Here is a 17,799-nt window from a genome sequence, read left to right on the forward strand (position 1 = left end):
CTGTTCGGATTGAAGGGAAAAAGCGCAATCTGACAATTTTGCCTCTTGCTTTATCTCGTTTGATTATCTAGTGAAGCCGCACCCGCTTGAAAGCGACGGAGCGTAGCGCAGTCTGGTAGCGCACCTGATTTGGGATCAGGGGGTCGCAGGTTCGAATCCTGCCGCTCCGACCATCTTCCCCAAGGTTTAAATGGTCGACACTTTGGATGCCCCGGCAGAGGCTGTGGCGTGCGTCTTTATCGCGTTGACATGCATTCACGTGTAAACTATTGCCTTGGTGGATTTTCAGCTCCCCGGCGGAGCAAAGCAGTTCAGGGTTCTTCAAATGGTTGCACGTATTTACCGTCCAGCTAAGACTGCCATGCAGTCCGGTCAGGCCAAGACAGACCAGTGGCTTCTGGAATATGAGCCGGAAAGCCCGCGTATGGTCGAGCCTTTGATGGGCTACACGTCTTCCGGTGATATGAAGAGCCAGATTCGTCTGTTCTTCGCCACCCGGGAGGAAGCCGTCGATTATGCGAAGCGCAATGGCATCGCCTACCGCGTTTTCGAGCCGAACGAGCCGAAGCGCCGCAAGGTTTCCTATTCGGACAATTTCCGGTTCGACCGGACGATGCCCTGGACGCACTGATTGCCTGTATGGCCTGACAATTGCATCAGGCCCGGCAATAGGATAATTCGGCAGGGCTTTGCCATCAAAGCCTTGCATTCATTGAATATCTTCGATTTTGATCGAAAGATCAGGTCCCGTAGCTCAGCTGGATAGAGCACCGGCCTTCTAAGCCGTAGGTCGCAGGTTCGAATCCTGCCGGGATCGCCATCTTCCAACTGCCCTCCGCTAAACTATTGAAATATTTGCCTTTAAAGCGTCCGATGCTCGTTTCCATGTAGAGACAACGCTGTCGGCTGTTGTCGAACCGCGCCGTCCTGATCAATCCAAAGTTGCATAAATTCGGTCGCTCCCGGCTTGACCCCAAAAGAGCGACAGGAAACCTGCTCCCGGAAAGCCTGTCAGAAACGCCAATAGCGTTTCCTTGGCCATTTCTTAAATTGATCCCTTAGGTTTTCTCCCAGTTTCATCAATGGGCAGCAATCGAAAGGAATATACATGGACGAAAAGACGACATGGACGGGAAAAGTTGCTGCCAATCTGAAACAGGGGCAAAAAACCGGGTTGCAGCTCAAAAAAGGGGATTTGATTTCCGTTGTCGCCTCTGGGTACGTGAAATTCGGCCCTCTCGATATCCAGTGCGCTGATCCAGCTACCGTCATTCCGACGTATGGCATTCGCGACACCTACACCGCCCTCGTAGCCACATTTGGTGACGACAAAACCCGCTATCCAATCGGTACCGGTGCACTCAACTGGAGTGTTCCGGCGGACGGCGAACTAATCTTTCTGTTTAATGACCTTAACTCTTATGGAGACAACAGTGGCTTCTTCGAAGTCACAGCCCAAAAACAAAGAAAGGCCATCGTAACATTAATGACCTGATTCGGTTTATCGAGATCATCCTGTCATAAACATCAATAGAAACTACTCGATGAATAATTAAGATGAGCATCTTATCGGTTCGGGAGAACTTGCCGAATTGCTCACTTGATTGAAAGGACTAGTTGAATGGTTGAAAAAACGACATGGACCGGAATAGTTCCTGGCGATCTGGCGCAAGGTCAAAAGACGGGTATCCAGCTAAAAAAAGGAGACTTGATTTCCGTTGCTGCCTCGGGATACGTGAAGTTTGGCCCTCTCGATATCCAGTGGGCTGATCCGTCTACTTACATTCCGCCGTACGGCCCCCCCAACGACTATGTTGGGCTCGTAGCTACGTTTGGCGACGACAAAACTCGCTATCCGATCGGCACCGGTGTGCTCAACTGGAGTGTTCCGATCAATGGTGAATTAACCTTCCTGTTTAATGACCGTAATTCTCATAAAGGTAATACTGGCTTCTTCGAAGTGACAGCCGAAAAACAAAGGAAGGCCATCGTAACATTGATGACCTGATTCGGTTTATTGAGTTCATCCTGTCAAAAACACCGATAGAATTTATTTTGCCATTCTTTAATGTTGTTATTGGGGAAGGTCACAAAAATTTCTTAATCGTAGAATTATTAGAAGGAATACTCAATGGATGAACAAAATTCATGGACGGGACTCGTTCCGGCCAACAAGGAACATGGCCTAAAGACGGGGTTTCAGCTTAGAAAGGGAGATTTCATTTCCGTCGTCGCCACGGGATACATAAGATTCGGCAAGGGCAGTCGCCAATTCTCCGATCCGCTCGGTACCATTCCCTCGAGTGATCCCATTGATCCGTATTATCCATTTGAAAGTGCGAGGCTCCGGGCATTAATCGGCAACGATGGAATTAGCTATCCTATCGGCACCGGTGTGCTGAACTGGAGTGTCCCATACGATGGCGAGTTGACCTTTCTGGTCCGTGATAATCCTGGTGATTATGCCGACAACAGCGGCTCCTTCACGGTCACGGTTCAAAAACAAAAAAGAGCCATTGTAGTACTTGTTTGAGTTAACCAAATTTACTTCATCCATCCTGTCAAAAACACCGATAGAATTTATTTTGCCGTTCTTTAATGTTTTTATTCGGTAAGGTCACTAAAACTTCCTAATCGGTAGAATTATTAGAAGGAATACTCAATGGATGAACAAAATTCATGGACAGGACTCGTTCCTGCCAACAAGGAGCGTGGCCAAACGACAGGGCTTCAGCTCAGAAAGGGAGACTTCATATCCGTCGTTGCCTCTGGATACATAAGATACGGCACGAAAAGTCGTCAAATCTCCGATCCGCTAAGTACCATTCCCTCGGAAATTGGTGATGACCCGTATTATCCAATTGCGACTGCGAGACTTACGGCATTAATCGGCAATGATGGAATTCGCTATCCTATCGGAACCGGTGTGCTGAACTGGAGTGTTCCCACCGATGGCGAGTTACGCTTCCTGTTTCGTGACTCTCCTGGTGATTATGGCGACAACCACGGAGCATTCGAAGTTACAGTTCAAGTACAAAGAAGAATGATAGTAACAATAATCGGTTGATTTGAAATTATTTAAGTCGATCTATTAAGCATATATTTGTTAATTTATTAATTATACGATGATTATTCTGTATATTCAGAATGATGACAGAGCATTTCATCTATTAAAAAGGAATAATAAAATGAATGAACAGGTAATATGGACAGGAAAAGTTCCTGGCAACTTGGAAAGCGGTCAGAAGACCGGCGTGCAGCTTAAGGCGGGTGACATCATTTCCGTTACAGCCTCAGGGTACATAAATTTCGCCGCAGGCGATACCCAATTTGCTGATCCCAGATCCCCCATCCCGCCATATGGAACCTACCCGGCTGGAGTGACTGTGCTGGTGGCGCTGATTGGCAATAATCCAACAAAGCACCCGATTGGTACCGGTGTGCTCGATTGGAGAGTTCCCACCGACGGTGAGCTGATCCTTCTGGTTGACGATAAGCCAGGTTTTTTTGCCGATAATGTAGGCTACTTCACAGCCACAGTTCTAAAACACAAAAGGGCCCTGGTATCTTCGGTCTCTTGAGGAAAGTTAAGCCTATTTATCCCGTTCGACACATTGCTGAAATTTCTTTCCAATTACCATCAGCGGTTGCCCGGCGGAACAATATACTCAAATGATTTTCAAATAACTTGAAGGAATGATAAAATGACTGAACAGACTGTCTGGAACGGAAAAGTTGCTGCCAATTTGGAACAGGGGCAAAAAACAGGTGTGATGCTGAAAAAGGGAGACGTCATCAGCGTTGTCGCGTCGGGTTATGTGCGGTTCGGTGCTGATAATACCCATTGGGCCAATCCGGCAGCTCCCATTCCACTTTTCCTGAATGAGGATAACCACATCCTGAAGCTTGTGGCCTTAATCGGCAACGACCCAACGCAATATACGATTGGCACCGGGGTGATCAATTGGACCGTGCCTGCCGATGGAGAGCTAATCTTCCTGTTTGCAGATACGCCTGGCCTCTATTGGAAAAACAGCGGTGCCTTTGACGTCGCGGTACGAAAAAATCTTGTTGTGGCGTATATCGAACAATAGCACGTTTTTCTACCAAGCCTGTTCGGAGCAGCGCAGCCTTTCGTAAGCTGTATCCAAGGTTCAGTTAACCTGCCTCGACCCACTCTTGATACAAGAGCCGAAATTCGATTGGTCAGTGCAACTGACGTGCACAGCACACTTCAAAACCTCGGGCTAGCCGCGGATGTGGGTGATGCCGCCATCCCCTCTTATCCGACTATACGACAAGTCTGCGCGCAGACGCCGCGAAGTAGTTCGCTTCGCGGCGTTTGCCGTCTCTAGCTGAATTGCTTGTCACTGACCGTGTGGGCCGTCCGGTCCGCGCTGCCTCAGGTAAACGCGGGGCCCGTGATTGCCATGCCAGCGCGGGCGGTCACGCCAGTCGCGGCGATCCCAATGTCTGTTCCGGTAATAGCGACGGTCGCGATACCAGTAATCGTCACGATCATTGAGGGCCGAGCCTATGGCAAGGCCCGCGATCAGCGGAATGCCGATCAACGCAGCCGTTCGACCGAAATCGTCGGAATATCCGCCTGAAGTTCCTTCCCTGAACGCGAGATAGCGTGACGAAGCCCAGCCAAAGGTCGGGCCATAGCTCACCTGACACCAGCCGTAACCGGCTGTGCAGCCGCGCACCGTCACGGGCGCTCCGCTCGGGATGGAGCCCAGCGTCGCATAGCGCGTGCCGGGGCCGGTGCGGATATTGAGATTGGTGGTGGAAATGGCGTTCGCCGCCTGCGCTGCGCCCGCCGCAAACACGCCCAGGGCAACAAGGGCGGCTTTGAGAGCAAGCTTCATCGGAGTTCTCCCTGTCGTTATTTCCAGTAAAACGCCATCGGCGCGGGAAGGTTCCAGCGAGGGCAGGCGGGCCGAAATCCCCGAAAAGCAAAAGCGCCGGAGAACCGGCGCTTTCGACAACCTTGCACGGTTTCGGGATTATCGCCGGCAGCGCGCCACATAGATGCGGCCATGACGGTCGCGATACTGGCAATTGCCGTTGCGCAGTTCACGCACCAGCAGGCCGCCCAGCGCACCCGCGCCCGCGCCGATCAGGGCGCCTCGTCCGCCACCGGCAATGCCGCCGATGATGGCCCCGGCGCCCGTGCCGATGGAAAGATCCTTTTCCGTAGTGGTGCAGCCCGTTATGGCCAGAAGGGTAACCAGCCCCAGTGCTACTTTCCGCATCCCCATCTCCTCCTGAAGAAATACCAGACCAGGTATGAACGATTGATCTCAAGTTCGGTTGCGCCAGACCGGCAAGGTCCAGGCAAAAATATAGCGGTGCGAACCGGCGTCAGTGGCGGCGATGGCGCAGAATGACCGCGATGGCCAATGCGGCCAGTCCGAACGCGATAACGCCTTGCAGAATGAAAACCCAGTTCATCATGATCCAGTCCTCTGAGCCTTGCCCTTGCGGGTGCGCATGTATTCGGGCTTTACCTAGCGCATTTTACACGGATGGGAAATGCGGGGCTGCTGCTTTGTACCAGACCGATGAAATCATTAAATTAAATTAATGGGCGCATTCACTTGGCATTCACATTGGCGGGCGCATTGTCCTCCCATCGAATGTAACAAAGGAAAGCCGATATGAAGCGGATCGTTATTGCTCTCACTGCCCTTTCATTTCTCGCCGCGCCTGCTGCGATGGCACAGTCTTATCCCTCGCATCACGGCAAGCCGTCTCACGGCCAGATGCACAAGGGCGGCCCGAAATATGATGCGCGCAGATATGACGACCGCCGTCATCAGAGCTGGAGGAAGGGCAACCGCCTGCCGCCGAACTATCGCGGTCACGTCGTGAACAACTATTCGCGCTACAAGCTGCGCCAGCCGCCGCGTGGTTATCACTGGGTCAAGGTCAACAACGATTACCTGCTGATCGGCATCGCAACCGGCATCATTTCGTCGATCGTCGCGGGTCGGTAAATCACCTGCGGAAATGAATAAGGCGGCCAGTGGCCGCCTTTTTTTGTCTGCGCATCAGTTCTCGGGGCCGAAATATTTGGCTTTCAGCTTGGCGATTTCCTCATTCTCATGGGCACTGATGATCGCCACGCTCGCCGGTTTGACAAGTTCGCTCTGGCGGGGGAAGGCGAAGCCATATTTGTCCGGGCTGAACACATTGCCGACGAGATCGATGGGCTGGTCGGCATGCTGATGGGCATAATAGTCGAGGACCGGACCGTCACCGACGATTGCCGCAATCTCGTCGTTCACGAGCGCTCCGACGGCTTCGGGCAGGTGATCGAAAGGCACGGTCGCGATGGAGCGTGATTTCAGGAATTGCTCCGCGACACTGCCCGCGCGTACGCCCACGGATTTCCCTTGCAGGTCCGACAGGCTGGAAATGCTGTTGTCGATATGGGCCACCGTCATGACGCTGGTAACCGATGAAGTCACATAGGCGATGATAGCAATGCCGAACACCATCCAGAATGTCTGCCAGACGCGTCCCACCCAGCCGAACAGGTTTTTGCGCGAGGTTTTGCCCGAAGTGGCAATGGAAACGACGTGGTAGAAGCTCTCCGCCAGCCCCTCGCGCCACCGCTTTGGAAAACCTTCATCAAAACGCCGGTCGAAAATCGTAAGCACCACCGTGGCGGCGATGAGGATGAACAATATCCACGCATAGGTCGCCAGATGCCCGGCATCGTCCAGGCGATTGATCAGGTCGTCCCATCCGCTGCCCGCCTGGGTGTGGATCATGATGCGCAGGCCCGCATCGAACCATGGATGCGTGAAATCGATGATTTCAGCCCGGCTCTCCGTGATTGTGAGATTGGTGACGGCGGCTTCGACCTTGCCTTCGGAAACAGCCTTCACCAGCTCCCCATAATTGGGATATTCCACATATTGCGAAGCAAGATTCATGCGCGTGGCGATATCGTGCCAGATGTCGATGGCCATGCCGGAGTAGGAATCGCCCTCCTTGTTGACGAAAGGCTCGCTTACATACACACCCACCTGAACAGGCCTTGGCGTTTGCTGGGCGTGTGCGAATGAAGAGGCTGCTACCAAAAGTAGAGTAAGCAGAACTTTCCATAAGTTGCGACTGATTAAACTCGTTGCTGCCTTTAACGACACGGCGTCCCCCATAATTTCCTGCGGATGCTCCAACCTGACCGATTTCTGTATTTGAATTATATTAATATTGACTTCCATTGCAGGCAATTTATTCCATATAATATTACTATTAGTATCCGCTAATTAAATTTATTATATGCTCCCTCGTTCTATGGAACCGAACGCGCCTTTTGCAGTTACCCGGCTGACAAGCCGAAAGTCATAAAGCGGCAAAGAGGGGTTCATGGAGAATATCGACAATCCGGATTCAGCCGTGCGGCCGATCACGTCGGCGCCGCCGCGTCTGCCTACGTTGGCGGCAATGGCGGTCGCCGTCGCCATCCTTTACTTTGCAAAGGATGTGTTTCTGCCGCTTGCCATCGCGGTGCTGCTGACATTCGCGCTGGCACCGATCGTCGCCTTTCTGCGCCGGGCGGGCCTTCCGCGCCTGTTCGCGGTGATTACCAGCGTGGCGGGCGGCTTCCTGATCGTGGCCGTTTTCAGCGCCGTGGTTGCCTTCCAGGTTTCCGAAGTCGCGCAGAATGTTACATACTATCAGTACAACATCATCGAGAAGATCAGGACGCTCAAGGAAGCGGGTTCCGACAACAGTTTCTTCGACAGGCTGAACAGCTTCGCCGAGCGCATAGGCACGGAAATCAACCGGCCGGAGCAGAAAACGCAGGCGCTCCCTTCCGATGAGCCCGAGGAAAAGCCGCTCCTTGTCCAGATATTCGCACCACGCCATCCGGTGGAAACGCTGAGGAGCATCATCGAACCGCTTATCGGACCGCTGGCGACGACGGGTCTCGTCGTTGTCGTGGTGATTTTCATGCTGCTCGAAAGGGAGGAACTGCGCGACCGCTTCATAAGGCTGGTGGGTTACGGCGATCTTCATCGCACGACCGAAGCCTTGCAGGATGCGGGAAAGCGGGTCGGCCAATATCTGCTGACGCAGCTTGTGGTGAATATAACCTATGGTGTGCCTCTCGCCTTCGGTCTCTGGATTCTCGGCATCCCCAACGCGGCCCTGTGGGGAATGCTGGCAATCGTCTTGCGGTTCGTGCCCTATATCGGGCCGGTCATCGCGGCCATCCTGCCGCTGTTCCTTGCCTTTGCCGTGGCGCCCGGCTGGAACCTGCTTCTCTGGACGATCGGGCTGTTCGTCGTCATCGAGCTTCTCATAAACAACGTGATCGAGCCGTGGCTTTATGGTTCACGCACCGGCCTGTCGCCGCTTGCCATCATCGTGTCGGCCATTTTCTGGGCGTGGCTGTGGGGTCCGGTCGGGCTCGTTCTGTCGACGCCTCTGACGGTCTGCCTCGTGGTTCTGGGCCGTCATGTGCCGAAATTCGAGTTTCTGGAAATCCTCTTCGGCAACGAGCCTGTGCTTGACCCGAAGGAACGCCTCTATCAGCGCCTCCTTGCAGGCGACCCGGATGAAGCCACCGACAATGCCGAGGAAATGCTGGAACATAAATATCTGGTCGAGTTCTACGGCTCGGTGGCTGTTCCCGCACTTCTGATGGCGGAGCGCGACCGGCTTCGTGGCGTGCTGACGGAGCAGCAGTTGCAGATCGTCACCGAAAGCACGAAGACGCTGGTCGCCAATCTGGAGCAGATTGCAACCGAGGAGGAGGGCGACGACGAAGAGATCGCGATTGAAAATCCCGATGGCGATGGCAGCAAAACCGATCTGGAGCTTCCTTCCGGCGAAGGCCGGTCGCTGCTGACCTTCGGCGGGCGAAGGGGGCTCGACGACACGGCGGCGGTCATGCTGGCGCAGGTGCTTGCCGTGCAAGGCGCTTCCGCAGAGGCCGTCGCGCATGATGCACTCACACCCGCCCGATTGAAGGCTCTGGATATTTCCGGCAGGGATACGCTGATGATCTGTTTTCTGGACCGGCAGGCGGCGCGTCACGCCCGGTTTGCGGTGCGCCGTCTGCGGCGGCTGCAACCCGCCGTGAGGGTCGGCGTGGTGCTGTGGCATGAGCCGAACGAAGCACGATCTGTCGACCGGGAGGCGCTGCGGGAGGAGATGCAGGCGGATTTCGTTGCCTGCACCATGATAGAGGCCGTCGTTGAAGGGCTGTCGGAAACAAAGCCGAAGCCGCTGAAGGCAGCGGGCAAGACGGCGCGCGCACAGTCGCGCAAGGCAACCGCTGCAAAGCCCGCATAGACAAAACGCGATGAGCCTGACTCATCGCGTTTTTGTTAAGCCCCTGTGGCGATTGAGTATCTCAGCGCCCCGGTATCAAATTGCCGCGAAACCTTTTTCGAGATCGGCAATGAGGTCCGGCACGTCTTCCAGACCGATCTGCAGGCGGATCACCGGTCCGGGATAGTCGCCCCTGGCGATGGTCCGGTCATTGAGACGGACATGAACCGCGAGGCTTTCATAGCCGCCCCACGAATAGCCAAGGCCGAAAATCTCCAGCGCATCGAGGAAGGCATGGGCTTCCTTCTGCCCGCCGCCGGCAAGCACGATGGAGAAAATGCCGGACGAGCCGGAAAAGTCCCGTTTCCAGATTTCATGGCCGGGATGGCTTTCCAGCGCTGGATGCAGCACGCGGTCAACCGCCGGGTGGCCTTCAAGCCAGCGCGCGATTTCCAGCGCGTTCTTGCGGTGCTGTTCCAGTCGCACGCCCATGGTGCGCATGCCGCGCAATATCTGGTAGGTGTCGTCAGCCGAAGTGCAAAGACCGAGCGTTCCGTGCGTTTCCAGAAGCTGCGGCCAGCATTTTTCGTTCGCCGATACCGTGCCGAACAGAATATCGGAATGGCCGGAGGGATACTTGGTCGAGGCGTGGATGGAAATATCCACGCCGAAATCGAGCGCCTTGAAGTAGAGCGCGGTGGCCCATGTGTTGTCCATCATGACGATGGCGCCGCCCTTGTGCGCCTCTTCGACGATAGCGGGGATATCCTGCATCTCGAACGTGTTCGAGGCGGGCGATTCCGTGAACACGACCTTGGTGTTCGCACGCATCAACTTCGCGATGCCGGACCCGATCTCCGGATCGTAATATTCGACATCCACGCCCAAGCGCTTGAGGATCGTATCGGCGAAATGGCGGGTCGGATTGTAGATGGAATCGACGAACAGCGCATGGTCGCCGGGCGACAGGAAAGCGAGAAGTGGAACCGTGACGGCGGCAAGGCCGGACGGGACGCAGATCGTGCCGGCCGAACCTTCCAGCGCGTTGATCGCGGCGCAAAGGGCATCGCTGGTCGGCGTGCCGCGCGTGCCGTAGGTGTATTTCTGGCCGCCGGTCGCCATTGTTTCCGCATCGGGGAAAAGCACGGTTGAGGCACGGACAACGGGTGGGTTCACGAAGCCATGATAGTCGCGCGGCTGATAACCGTCGTGGGCGAGCCGCGTGTTTATACCCAGCTTCTCTGTCTTGACCTGCTGCTTAGTCACGAAAATGCCTCCAGACCATGTTGCATGCTATCCCGCTGATTCTCGCCCGCCGATTCTCGAAAGAGAGGATTCTGCCGGGTCGCATAAAGGTCGGCTGCGGCAAAAAGATCTGCGATTCCGTTCGCGGCGGAAATTTTGAATACTTGGATAGGATGCGCGCGTTCCGGATGCAACCTCGCGTGCCATTTGTTGCGTAATAAGCTTGTGAAAGGACATTTCAGTATGGCGGCGTCAGGCACGGGAAGCACTTTTCTTTATCCCTTTCGCGCAGCGCTGGAACTCCTTCAAGCTCTTCTGCGTCCGGCCTATAAGGGCGCGCCGTCCTCGTGGACGCTGGAAATGACAGCAATCGTCGTGCTTCTGCCCTTCATCATTCTCGTGCTGCATCTGTGGGATGCGGACATCATTCGCGTGACCTCGCAAAGCACCAATTTCATCATGCAGTTCCTGCGGACGGTCACGGATGCGATTCGCACCGTCGTTTGGCTTGCAATCGGCATCGTCGTATGGCTCGCCACGGCGATACTGCTCTCACCGAAATTGCGTTCCGGCGCCAGAGCGTGGCTGGTGAAGCTCCACGGCTGGGCAACGCTCATCCTGACCTCGATCGTCGTCGCAAGCGTGCCGGTCGAAATCGGCAAGCTCGCGATTGGCCGGGCGCGCCCGTTTCTGCTCGATGACGTCGGCGCGGCCTATTTCTCGCCTTTCAAGGGCCAGTTCCTCTATGAAAGCTTCCCTTCCGGCCATTCCATGATGGCTGGCGTCATGATGTTTTCGCTCTGGATATTCCTGCCGCGCTGGCGCATCCTTACCGTTATGATCTGCATTCTCTTCGGAATAAGCAGGCTCGCAGCCGGGGCACACTACCCGACGGATGTGGTCGCCGGCCTGACGATCGGATTCGTCACGACCTGGTGGGTGGCCCGCTATATGGCCACGCGAAATATTATTTTTTCTCTGGATGACGAAAGCACGATGCCGCGCGTCTGATTTCTACCGTAAATTGCCGGAATCGCGACCCATCTGGTATGGTAGTACTGCCTAACAATCTGTATTTATTTTAAAAAACTTGTGCTCCGTCCTCGCGTGCAATGTGGGCTGCACCCGACAACCTTCCTACCCAGAAATCGGGAAATCGTGTAAATTTTCGAATATTTCTCCCTCATCTTTTTTGAAAGCCTTTTCGTCCGCCTGCGTTAAAGCCTTGACCAAAGACAAAATTTCGCCTTCGATAAGACCCGTGAAGGCGACAGGTTTGTCACTGCGCTCAAAAGAAAAATTGAAGACCGGATAGCGGTCTCGGGCGAGGGCAAGCTGTTGTAGGGCATGGGCTTGGGAGGTCACGCGACTTATCCAACGGGTTTATGCAAAAAATAAAGCAACAAGAGACGCCATGGGCCATAGGTCCGGCGCTCTCCAGGGAACGAAAAAGGTTGCAGGCCAGATGAAAAAAACTCTTATGACGGGTGTATTGGGTGCGGCGGCGCTGTTTTGCGTAGCTTCGGGAGCATCCGCTGACACGCTTTCCGATGTGAAGGCGAAAGGTTTTCTGCAGTGCGGCGTTAATACGGGTCTGCTTGGATTCTCTTCCCCCAACGACAAGGGTGAGTGGTCCGGCTTCGACGTAGATTATTGCCGTGCCGTGGCTTCTGCGATTTTCGGTGATCCGACGAAGGTGAAGTTTACGCCGCTCAACGCCAAGGAGCGCTTCACGGCCCTGCAGTCGGGTGAAATCGACGTCCTGATCCGTAACACGACCTGGACCATCAGCCGCGACACCGCGCTCGGCCTCGATTTTGCCGGCATCAATTACTTCGATGGTCAAGGCTTCATGATCAATTCGAAGAAGCTGTCGGGCATCAATTCCGCATTGCAGCTTTCGGGCGCTTCCATCTGCGTTCAGGCCGGTACGACGACTGAAATGAACATGGCCGACTATTTCCGCGCCAACAAGATGGAATATAATCCGGTGGTCTTCGAAAAGATCGAAGAAGCGAACGCCGCTTACGATTCCGGCCGTTGCGACGCCTATACGACCGACCAGTCCAGCCTTTACGGCGTTCGTCTGGCGCTCGCCAATCCGGACGATCATGTCATCCTGCCGGAAATCATCTCCAAGGAACCGTTCGGCCTGACCGTTCGTCAGGGCGATTCCAAGTGGACGGACGTCGTTCGCTGGGTGCACAACGCGCTGCTCAACGCCGAGGAATATGGCATCACGCAGGCCAATGTCGAAGAGATGAAGAAGTCTGACAACCCGGACATCAAGCGTCTTCTCGGCGTGGAAGCGGACACCAAGATCGGCACCGATCTCGGTCTCGAGAACGATTGGGTGGTGAAGATCATCAAGGGCGTCGGCAATTACGGCGAAATTTTCGAGCGTAACATCGGCTCCGGCAGCCCGCTCAAGATTGCACGCGGCATCAATGCCCAGTGGAACAAGGGCGGCCTGCAATATGGCATCCCCGTCCGCTGACGGGCATTACTCTCCGGACTGATCATCGGCGGGTGCAGCAGCGCCCGCCGGATTTGTCGGCTTTGCAGTTTGTCCGTTTGCTGTCGATCCCGCATCTGCCGGGCATAGGATGCTGACAAGCTGCTTTTTGGAATTCAACCGCGTCTTGCAGTCCTCGAAGGCTCGAACCGAGCCCGGACAGGAACGGCAGGACCGAACGGTTCGGCATTCGATATTCCGATTTCAGGCGTTGCCCGCAAAGGCGGCCAAGTCAATTTTTCGGGTTTGATGCTGTCAGCCGAGAGGCACAGGAAACATATGGCTTCCTATTCTGCAACTGAACGCCGCCAGGATAGCGGCGGAACCTCGCTCCTGTATGATCCGCGGGTTCGCGGCATCTTCTATCAGGTGATCGTCTTCGGGGTGGTCATCGGGGCAATCTACTGGATCGTGGGCAACACGGTCACCAATCTGCAACGTGCGAACATCGCGTCCGGTTTCGGTTTCCTCAGTGGCCGCGCCGGTTTTGATATCAGCCAGACGCTCATTCAATACAGCAGCGACTCGAACTATGGCCGGGCCTTTCTGGTCGGCCTGATAAATACGCTTTACGTCGCCGCGCTCGGTGTCGTAACGGCTTCGATCATCGGGTTTCTGGTCGGTATCGGGCGGCTCTCGCGCAACTGGCTGATCCGCAAGATCTGCACGGTCTATGTCGAAGTCTTCCGCAACATTCCTCCGCTGCTCGTCATCTTCTTCTGGTATTTCGGCGTGCTTTCGGTGCTGCCGCAGGCTCGCGACAGCATCGCCCTGCCGCTCGGCACATACATGAACAACCGCGGCTTCTTCATGCCCGCGCCGGTATGGGGCGAGGGAGCGTGGCTTCTGCCCGTGGCGCTGCTCATCGGCATCGTGGCTTCGATCGTCATTGCGCGCTGGGCAAAGCGCCGCCAGATGGCGACGGGCCAGCCTTTCCACACGATACGCGTGGCGGCGGCCCTCATCATCGGCCTGCCGATCCTCGCGCTGATCGCGACCGGCTTTCCGATCTCGTTCGACACGCCGAAACTGGGGACCTTCAACCTGACCGGCGGTGCGCAGGTCAAGCCGGAGTTCCTGGCCCTGTTCCTGGCGCTGTCCTTCTACACCGCGTCCTTCATTGCCGAGACCGTCCGCGCCGGTGTTCTGGGCGTCAACAAGGGGCAGACGGAAGCGGCCTATGCCGTTGGCCTGCGTCCCGGCCAGACGATGCGCCTCATCATCGTGCCGCAGGCGCTGCGCATCATCATCCCGCCGCTGTCGAGCCAGTATCTGAACCTTATCAAGAACTCGTCGCTCGCAATCGCCATCGGCTATCCCGATCTTGTCGCCGTCGGCGGAACGATCCTCAACCAGACCGGTCAATCGGTCGAGGTCGTGGCTATCTGGATGGTGATCTATCTCGGCATCAGCCTGATTACCTCGGGCCTCATGAACTGGTTCAATGCCAAGATGGCGCTGGTGGAGAGATGACAATGGAAAATGCAGATCTCCAATATGTACGCACGCAGATGGTGGATGGCGAAGCGCCGCCGCGCTCGGTGCAGGGGCTTTCCCACTGGCTGCGCGTCAACCTGTTCGCAACGCCCGTCGATGCGGCGCTGACCATTCTCGGCCTGCTGGTCGTGGCGTGGTTTCTTCCGCCGATCATCGAATGGCTGTTCGTCAAGGCCGTGTGGACCGGTGCGGATCGCACCGCCTGCCTCACCGTCGCGCAAGGCGGCGCACAGCCGGAAGGCTGGTCGGGCGCATGCTGGGCTTTCGTGAATGCGAAATACGAGCAGTTTCTCTATGGTCGCTATCCGATTTCGGAGCGCTGGCGCGTCAACCTGACGGCGCTGATCTTCGCCGTTCTTCTGGTGCCGCTCCTGATTCCGAAGGCGCCGAAGAAGGGGCTCAACGCGATCCTGTTCTTCTTCGTCTTTCCGATTGTCGCCTTCTTCCTGCTGGTCGGCGGCTGGTTCGGCCTTCCCTATGTGGAGACGCCGCTGTGGGGCGGGCTGCTGGTCACGCTTGTCCTGTCCTTTGTCGGCATCGCCGTGTCGCTGCCGCTGGGGATCGTGCTGGCGCTCGGACGGCGTTCAAAGCTGCCGGTCATCAGGGCGTTCTCGATCATCTTCATCGAAATGGTGCGCGGCGTTCCGCTGGTGACGGTGCTGTTCATGGCCAGCGTCATGCTGCCCCTGTTCCTGCCGCCGGGCGTGACTTTCGACAAGTTGCTGCGTGCCTTGATCGGCGTGGCGCTTTTCGCTTCGGCCTATATGGCGGAAGTGGTGCGCGGCGGCCTCCAGGCCATTCCGCGCGGGCAGTATGAAGGCGCGGATGCGCTTGGCCTCAGCTACTGGCAGAAAACGGGACTGATCGTCCTGCCGCAGGCGCTGAAGCTGGTCATTCCGGGAATCGTCAACACCTTCATCGGTCTCTTCAAGGATACGAGCCTTGTCTACATCATCGGCATGTTCGACCTGTTGGGCATCGTCCGTCAGAACTTCGCCGACGCTAACTGGGCTTCTCCACAGACGCCTGCTACTGGTCTGATCTTTGCGGGCTTCGTTTTCTGGATTTTCTGTTTCGCAATGTCGCGATACTCTATATTCATGGAACGACGCCTCGATACGGGTCATAAACGATAAGAATAAAGGGAATAATGGAAATGAGTGCACAAAGCGCCCTCCCGCAATCCGAGCTCGGAGTGGAAGTTGACCGTTCAAAGATGCAGGTTTCCAAAACCGATGTCGCCATCGAAATCACCAACATGCACAAGTGGTACGGGGAGTTCCACGTTCTGCGCGACATCAATCTGAAGGTCATGCGCGGCGAGCGCATCGTTGTGGCCGGCCCGTCGGGCTCGGGTAAGTCGACCATGATCCGCTGCATCAACCGTCTGGAAGAACACCAGAAGGGCAAGATCGTCGTGGACAACATCGAGCTGACCAATGACCTGAAGAAGATCGATGAAGTGCGCCGCGAAGTCGGCATGGTGTTCCAGCACTTCAACCTCTTCCCGCACCTGACGATTCTGGAAAACTGCACGCTGGCGCCGATCTGGGTGCGCAAGATGCCGAAAAAGCAGGCTGAAGAAATCGCCATGCATTATCTGGCGCGTGTAAAGATTCCCGAACAGGCCAACAAATATCCGGGCCAGCTTTCCGGCGGCCAGCAGCAGCGCGTCGCCATTGCGCGCGCACTGTGCATGAACCCGAAAGTCATGCTGTTCGATGAGCCGACATCGGCGCTCGACCCGGAAATGGTCAAGGAAGTGCTGGACACGATGGTGAGCCTTGCCGCCGAAGGCATGACGATGATCTGCGTGACGCACGAAATGGGCTTTGCCCGTCAGGTTGCCAACCGCGTGATCTTCATGGATCAGGGCCAGATCGTCGAGCAGAACTCGCCGGACGAGTTCTTCGACAATCCGCAGCACGAACGCACCAAGCTGTTCCTCAGCCAGATCCTGCACTGATCAGGCTCATCGCTCGAAATTAAAACACCCGCCGGTCCGCCGGCGGGTGTTTTTACGAGAACGGGAGGGGGGCATGGTGACGGATATTCAATGGATCGAAGAGCTTCCAGCCGAGCGCTATCAGGAGTTCCACACATTCTATTGCAACGAATGGTGGACCAGGGAGCGCAGCCTTGAAGACGTCACCCATATGCTGGCCCATTGCGACCTGCTGTTGTTCTGTCTTGATGGCAATGACCGTATTGCCGGTTTTGCGCGGGTGCTGAGCGATTTCACCTTCAAGGCGATGATCTTCGATGTCATTGTGGCCGAAGAGCATCGCGGGCAGGGCCTCGGACAGGCCCTTGTGGAGCGTACACTCCACCATGAAAAGCTGAAGCGTGTGAAAAGCTTCGAGCTTTATTGCCCGGATCGGCTTGTGCCCTTCTACGAGAAGCTCGGCTTTGTGAAGGGCACTTCGTCGCTTCTGTTCAGGCAACCCTAATCTTCCACGAACCGGCGCAGGCGCTGGAGTGCATCGTCCCACTGGCTGGAAACGCTTGCCAGATAGGCGCGGGCGTCGACAAGCGGGGCGGGATGCAGCCGAAACCGGCTTTCCCGGCCGACCTTTTCGCGTTCGACCAAATTTGCCTGCTCCAGCACGGACAGATGCTTGGTGACGGCCTGCCGGGTGATGCTGCCATTCTGCGACAGCACCACGATCGAGCGGCTTTCGCCGTCGCTCAGGGTCTCGATGAGCGCCAGCCGGGTTGGATCGGCAAGCGCTGCGAAAACCATGGACATGGCCGTGCCGGTCATTTCTGGCCTATCATCCATTTTCGGCGTGTCTCTTGATATTGCCGACCTGTTCCTCCCAGCCGCCTTTGTTCATACGCAGCGCCAGCGGACGGCGTTCTGCGGGCAGGGCATCAAAACCGCTTTCGATCACCGTCAGCCGCGTTCCCGCCTCGATCGGTTCCAGCTTGAACTCCACCAGCGTCGGCGGCTCCTTGGAATAGTCGATGCTGTGGTCCACCGCGTAAGGATGCCATGTGAAGGCAAAATAGGACGGAGCCTTCATTTCCTTGATGAAGGATTCCCACGGTTCATGCTCGAAACCCGGATAGGTGATGTGACCGGTCGACCTGGTGCCGACGATGAACGGGCCGTCGAGCTTGACCTGGAACCAGCTCCCGAATTCTTCATGGTCGGTGAGGGCGCGCCATACGCGGTCAATCCCCGCGCGGATGTCCACGGTCTTCACAATGCGGTCGGTATTGCTTTCAACGGTCATGATTGC

General features: G+C 55.9%; 22 protein-coding genes and 2 tRNA genes. 17 read left to right on the forward strand and 7 right to left on the reverse strand.

Annotated elements, in window-relative coordinates:
- Window positions 1-96: 96 nt before the first annotated feature.
- The 9 genes from ABWW28_RS16635 to ABWW28_RS16675 all read left to right on the forward strand — a co-directional run bounded on the left by ABWW28_RS16635 (window position 97) and on the right by ABWW28_RS16675 (window position 4,094).
- A tRNA-Pro gene (locus ABWW28_RS16635) sits at window positions 97-173 on the forward strand.
- 152 nt (window positions 174-325) lie between these two features.
- Complete coding sequence (locus ABWW28_RS16640) at window positions 326-631, forward strand: ETC complex I subunit (RefSeq protein ID WP_006472429.1); 306 nt, start codon at window positions 326-328, stop codon at window positions 629-631.
- Between the two features lie 112 nt (window positions 632-743).
- Window positions 744-820 (forward strand) — tRNA-Arg (locus ABWW28_RS16645).
- 288 nt (window positions 821-1,108) lie between these two features.
- Window positions 1,109-1,495, forward strand: coding sequence for a LecA/PA-IL family lectin (locus ABWW28_RS16650; RefSeq protein WP_121994400.1), 387 nt, complete (start codon window positions 1,109-1,111; stop codon window positions 1,493-1,495).
- Window positions 1,496-1,621: 126 nt separating this feature from the next.
- A complete protein-coding gene (locus tag ABWW28_RS16655; RefSeq protein ID WP_121994399.1) occupies window positions 1,622-2,008 on the forward strand; it encodes a LecA/PA-IL family lectin in 387 nt (128 codons plus the stop codon).
- A gap of 123 nt (window positions 2,009-2,131) precedes the next feature.
- A complete protein-coding gene (locus tag ABWW28_RS16660) occupies window positions 2,132-2,533 on the forward strand; it encodes a LecA/PA-IL family lectin (protein WP_183514435.1) in 402 nt (133 codons plus the stop codon).
- Between the two features lie 129 nt (window positions 2,534-2,662).
- Entirely contained in the window at window positions 2,663-3,067 is a 405-nt protein-coding gene (locus ABWW28_RS16665) for a LecA/PA-IL family lectin (protein WP_183514436.1), read from the forward strand.
- 121 nt (window positions 3,068-3,188) lie between these two features.
- Window positions 3,189-3,581 (forward strand): LecA/PA-IL family lectin, encoded by a 393-nt coding sequence (locus ABWW28_RS16670; RefSeq protein ID WP_183514437.1) that lies wholly within the window; start codon window positions 3,189-3,191, stop codon window positions 3,579-3,581.
- Between the two features lie 123 nt (window positions 3,582-3,704).
- Window positions 3,705-4,094 (forward strand): LecA/PA-IL family lectin, encoded by a 390-nt coding sequence (locus tag ABWW28_RS16675; RefSeq protein ID WP_121994396.1) that lies wholly within the window; start codon window positions 3,705-3,707, stop codon window positions 4,092-4,094.
- Between the two features lie 273 nt (window positions 4,095-4,367).
- On the opposite strand, the gene ABWW28_RS16680 is transcribed toward ABWW28_RS16675, so the two are convergent.
- Complete coding sequence (locus ABWW28_RS16680) at window positions 4,368-4,871, reverse strand: SH3 domain-containing protein (RefSeq protein ID WP_006472428.1); 504 nt, start codon at window positions 4,869-4,871, stop codon at window positions 4,368-4,370.
- A gap of 138 nt (window positions 4,872-5,009) precedes the next feature.
- Entirely contained in the window at window positions 5,010-5,258 is a 249-nt protein-coding gene (locus ABWW28_RS16685; RefSeq protein ID WP_353391492.1) for a YMGG-like glycine zipper-containing protein, read from the reverse strand.
- Window positions 5,259-5,663: 405 nt separating this feature from the next.
- On the opposite strand from ABWW28_RS16685, the gene ABWW28_RS16690 reads away from it, so the two are divergent.
- On the forward strand, window positions 5,664-6,002 hold the full coding sequence (locus tag ABWW28_RS16690) for an RcnB family protein (RefSeq protein ID WP_006466452.1): 339 nt from the start codon (window positions 5,664-5,666) through the stop codon (window positions 6,000-6,002).
- 54 nt (window positions 6,003-6,056) lie between these two features.
- Here ABWW28_RS16690 and ABWW28_RS16695 read toward each other — a convergent pair whose 3' ends face one another.
- A complete protein-coding gene (locus ABWW28_RS16695; protein ID WP_051556941.1) occupies window positions 6,057-7,040 on the reverse strand; it encodes a transporter substrate-binding domain-containing protein in 984 nt (327 codons plus the stop codon).
- A 343-nt stretch (window positions 7,041-7,383) separates the two neighbouring features.
- Here ABWW28_RS16695 and ABWW28_RS16700 point away from each other — a divergent pair, with 343 nt between their 5' ends.
- Entirely contained in the window at window positions 7,384-9,318 is a 1,935-nt protein-coding gene (locus ABWW28_RS16700; protein ID WP_353391495.1) for an AI-2E family transporter, read from the forward strand.
- 75 nt (window positions 9,319-9,393) lie between these two features.
- On the opposite strand, the gene ABWW28_RS16705 is transcribed toward ABWW28_RS16700, so the two are convergent.
- The gene (locus tag ABWW28_RS16705; protein WP_006466455.1) at window positions 9,394-10,563 is read right to left on the reverse strand and encodes a cystathionine beta-lyase; all 1,170 of its coding nucleotides are present in this window, start codon (window positions 10,561-10,563) and stop codon (window positions 9,394-9,396) included.
- A 222-nt stretch (window positions 10,564-10,785) separates the two neighbouring features.
- On the opposite strand from ABWW28_RS16705, the gene lpxE reads away from it, so the two are divergent.
- A complete protein-coding gene (gene lpxE / locus ABWW28_RS16710) occupies window positions 10,786-11,553 on the forward strand; it encodes a lipid A 1-phosphatase LpxE (RefSeq protein WP_353391497.1) in 768 nt (255 codons plus the stop codon).
- 126 nt (window positions 11,554-11,679) lie between these two features.
- Here lpxE and ABWW28_RS16715 read toward each other — a convergent pair whose 3' ends face one another.
- Window positions 11,680-11,907, reverse strand: coding sequence for a hypothetical protein (locus ABWW28_RS16715; protein WP_112701503.1), 228 nt, complete (start codon window positions 11,905-11,907; stop codon window positions 11,680-11,682).
- Window positions 11,908-12,007: 100 nt separating this feature from the next.
- Between ABWW28_RS16715 and ABWW28_RS16720 the strand changes: the two genes are divergently transcribed.
- The 5 genes from ABWW28_RS16720 (at window position 12,008) to ABWW28_RS16740 (ending at window position 17,004) form a co-directional block, all read left to right on the forward strand.
- Window positions 12,008-13,039 carry an amino acid ABC transporter substrate-binding protein gene (locus ABWW28_RS16720; protein ID WP_025091356.1) on the forward strand — a complete coding sequence of 344 codons (1,032 nt, stop codon included), beginning with the start codon at window positions 12,008-12,010 and terminating at the stop codon, window positions 13,037-13,039.
- 297 nt (window positions 13,040-13,336) lie between these two features.
- Complete coding sequence (locus tag ABWW28_RS16725; RefSeq protein ID WP_353391500.1) at window positions 13,337-14,530, forward strand: amino acid ABC transporter permease; 1,194 nt, start codon at window positions 13,337-13,339, stop codon at window positions 14,528-14,530.
- A 2-nt stretch (window positions 14,531-14,532) separates the two neighbouring features.
- Window positions 14,533-15,690 (forward strand): amino acid ABC transporter permease, encoded by a 1,158-nt coding sequence (locus ABWW28_RS16730; protein WP_006472419.1) that lies wholly within the window; start codon window positions 14,533-14,535, stop codon window positions 15,688-15,690.
- A 20-nt stretch (window positions 15,691-15,710) separates the two neighbouring features.
- Window positions 15,711-16,520: an amino acid ABC transporter ATP-binding protein gene (locus ABWW28_RS16735; protein WP_021587807.1), complete on the forward strand. Its 810-nt coding sequence runs from the start codon at window positions 15,711-15,713 to the stop codon at window positions 16,518-16,520.
- Window positions 16,521-16,593: 73 nt separating this feature from the next.
- On the forward strand, window positions 16,594-17,004 hold the full coding sequence (locus ABWW28_RS16740) for a GNAT family N-acetyltransferase (RefSeq protein ID WP_353391502.1): 411 nt from the start codon (window positions 16,594-16,596) through the stop codon (window positions 17,002-17,004).
- Here the strand turns inward: ABWW28_RS16740 and ABWW28_RS16745 are convergent.
- Window positions 17,001-17,318, reverse strand: coding sequence for an ArsR/SmtB family transcription factor (locus ABWW28_RS16745; protein ID WP_151568618.1), 318 nt, complete (start codon window positions 17,316-17,318; stop codon window positions 17,001-17,003). The genes ABWW28_RS16740 and ABWW28_RS16745 overlap by 4 nt on opposite strands.
- Before the next feature lie 10 nt (window positions 17,319-17,328).
- Window positions 17,329-17,793 (reverse strand): SRPBCC family protein, encoded by a 465-nt coding sequence (locus ABWW28_RS16750; RefSeq protein ID WP_151658631.1) that lies wholly within the window; start codon window positions 17,791-17,793, stop codon window positions 17,329-17,331.
- Between the last annotated feature and the right edge of the window lie 6 nt (window positions 17,794-17,799).

It is taken from the genome of Brucella sp. NBRC 14130, from assembly GCF_040371715.1.
GTDB classification, from domain to species: Bacteria; Pseudomonadota; Alphaproteobacteria; order Rhizobiales; family Rhizobiaceae; genus Brucella; species Brucella intermedia.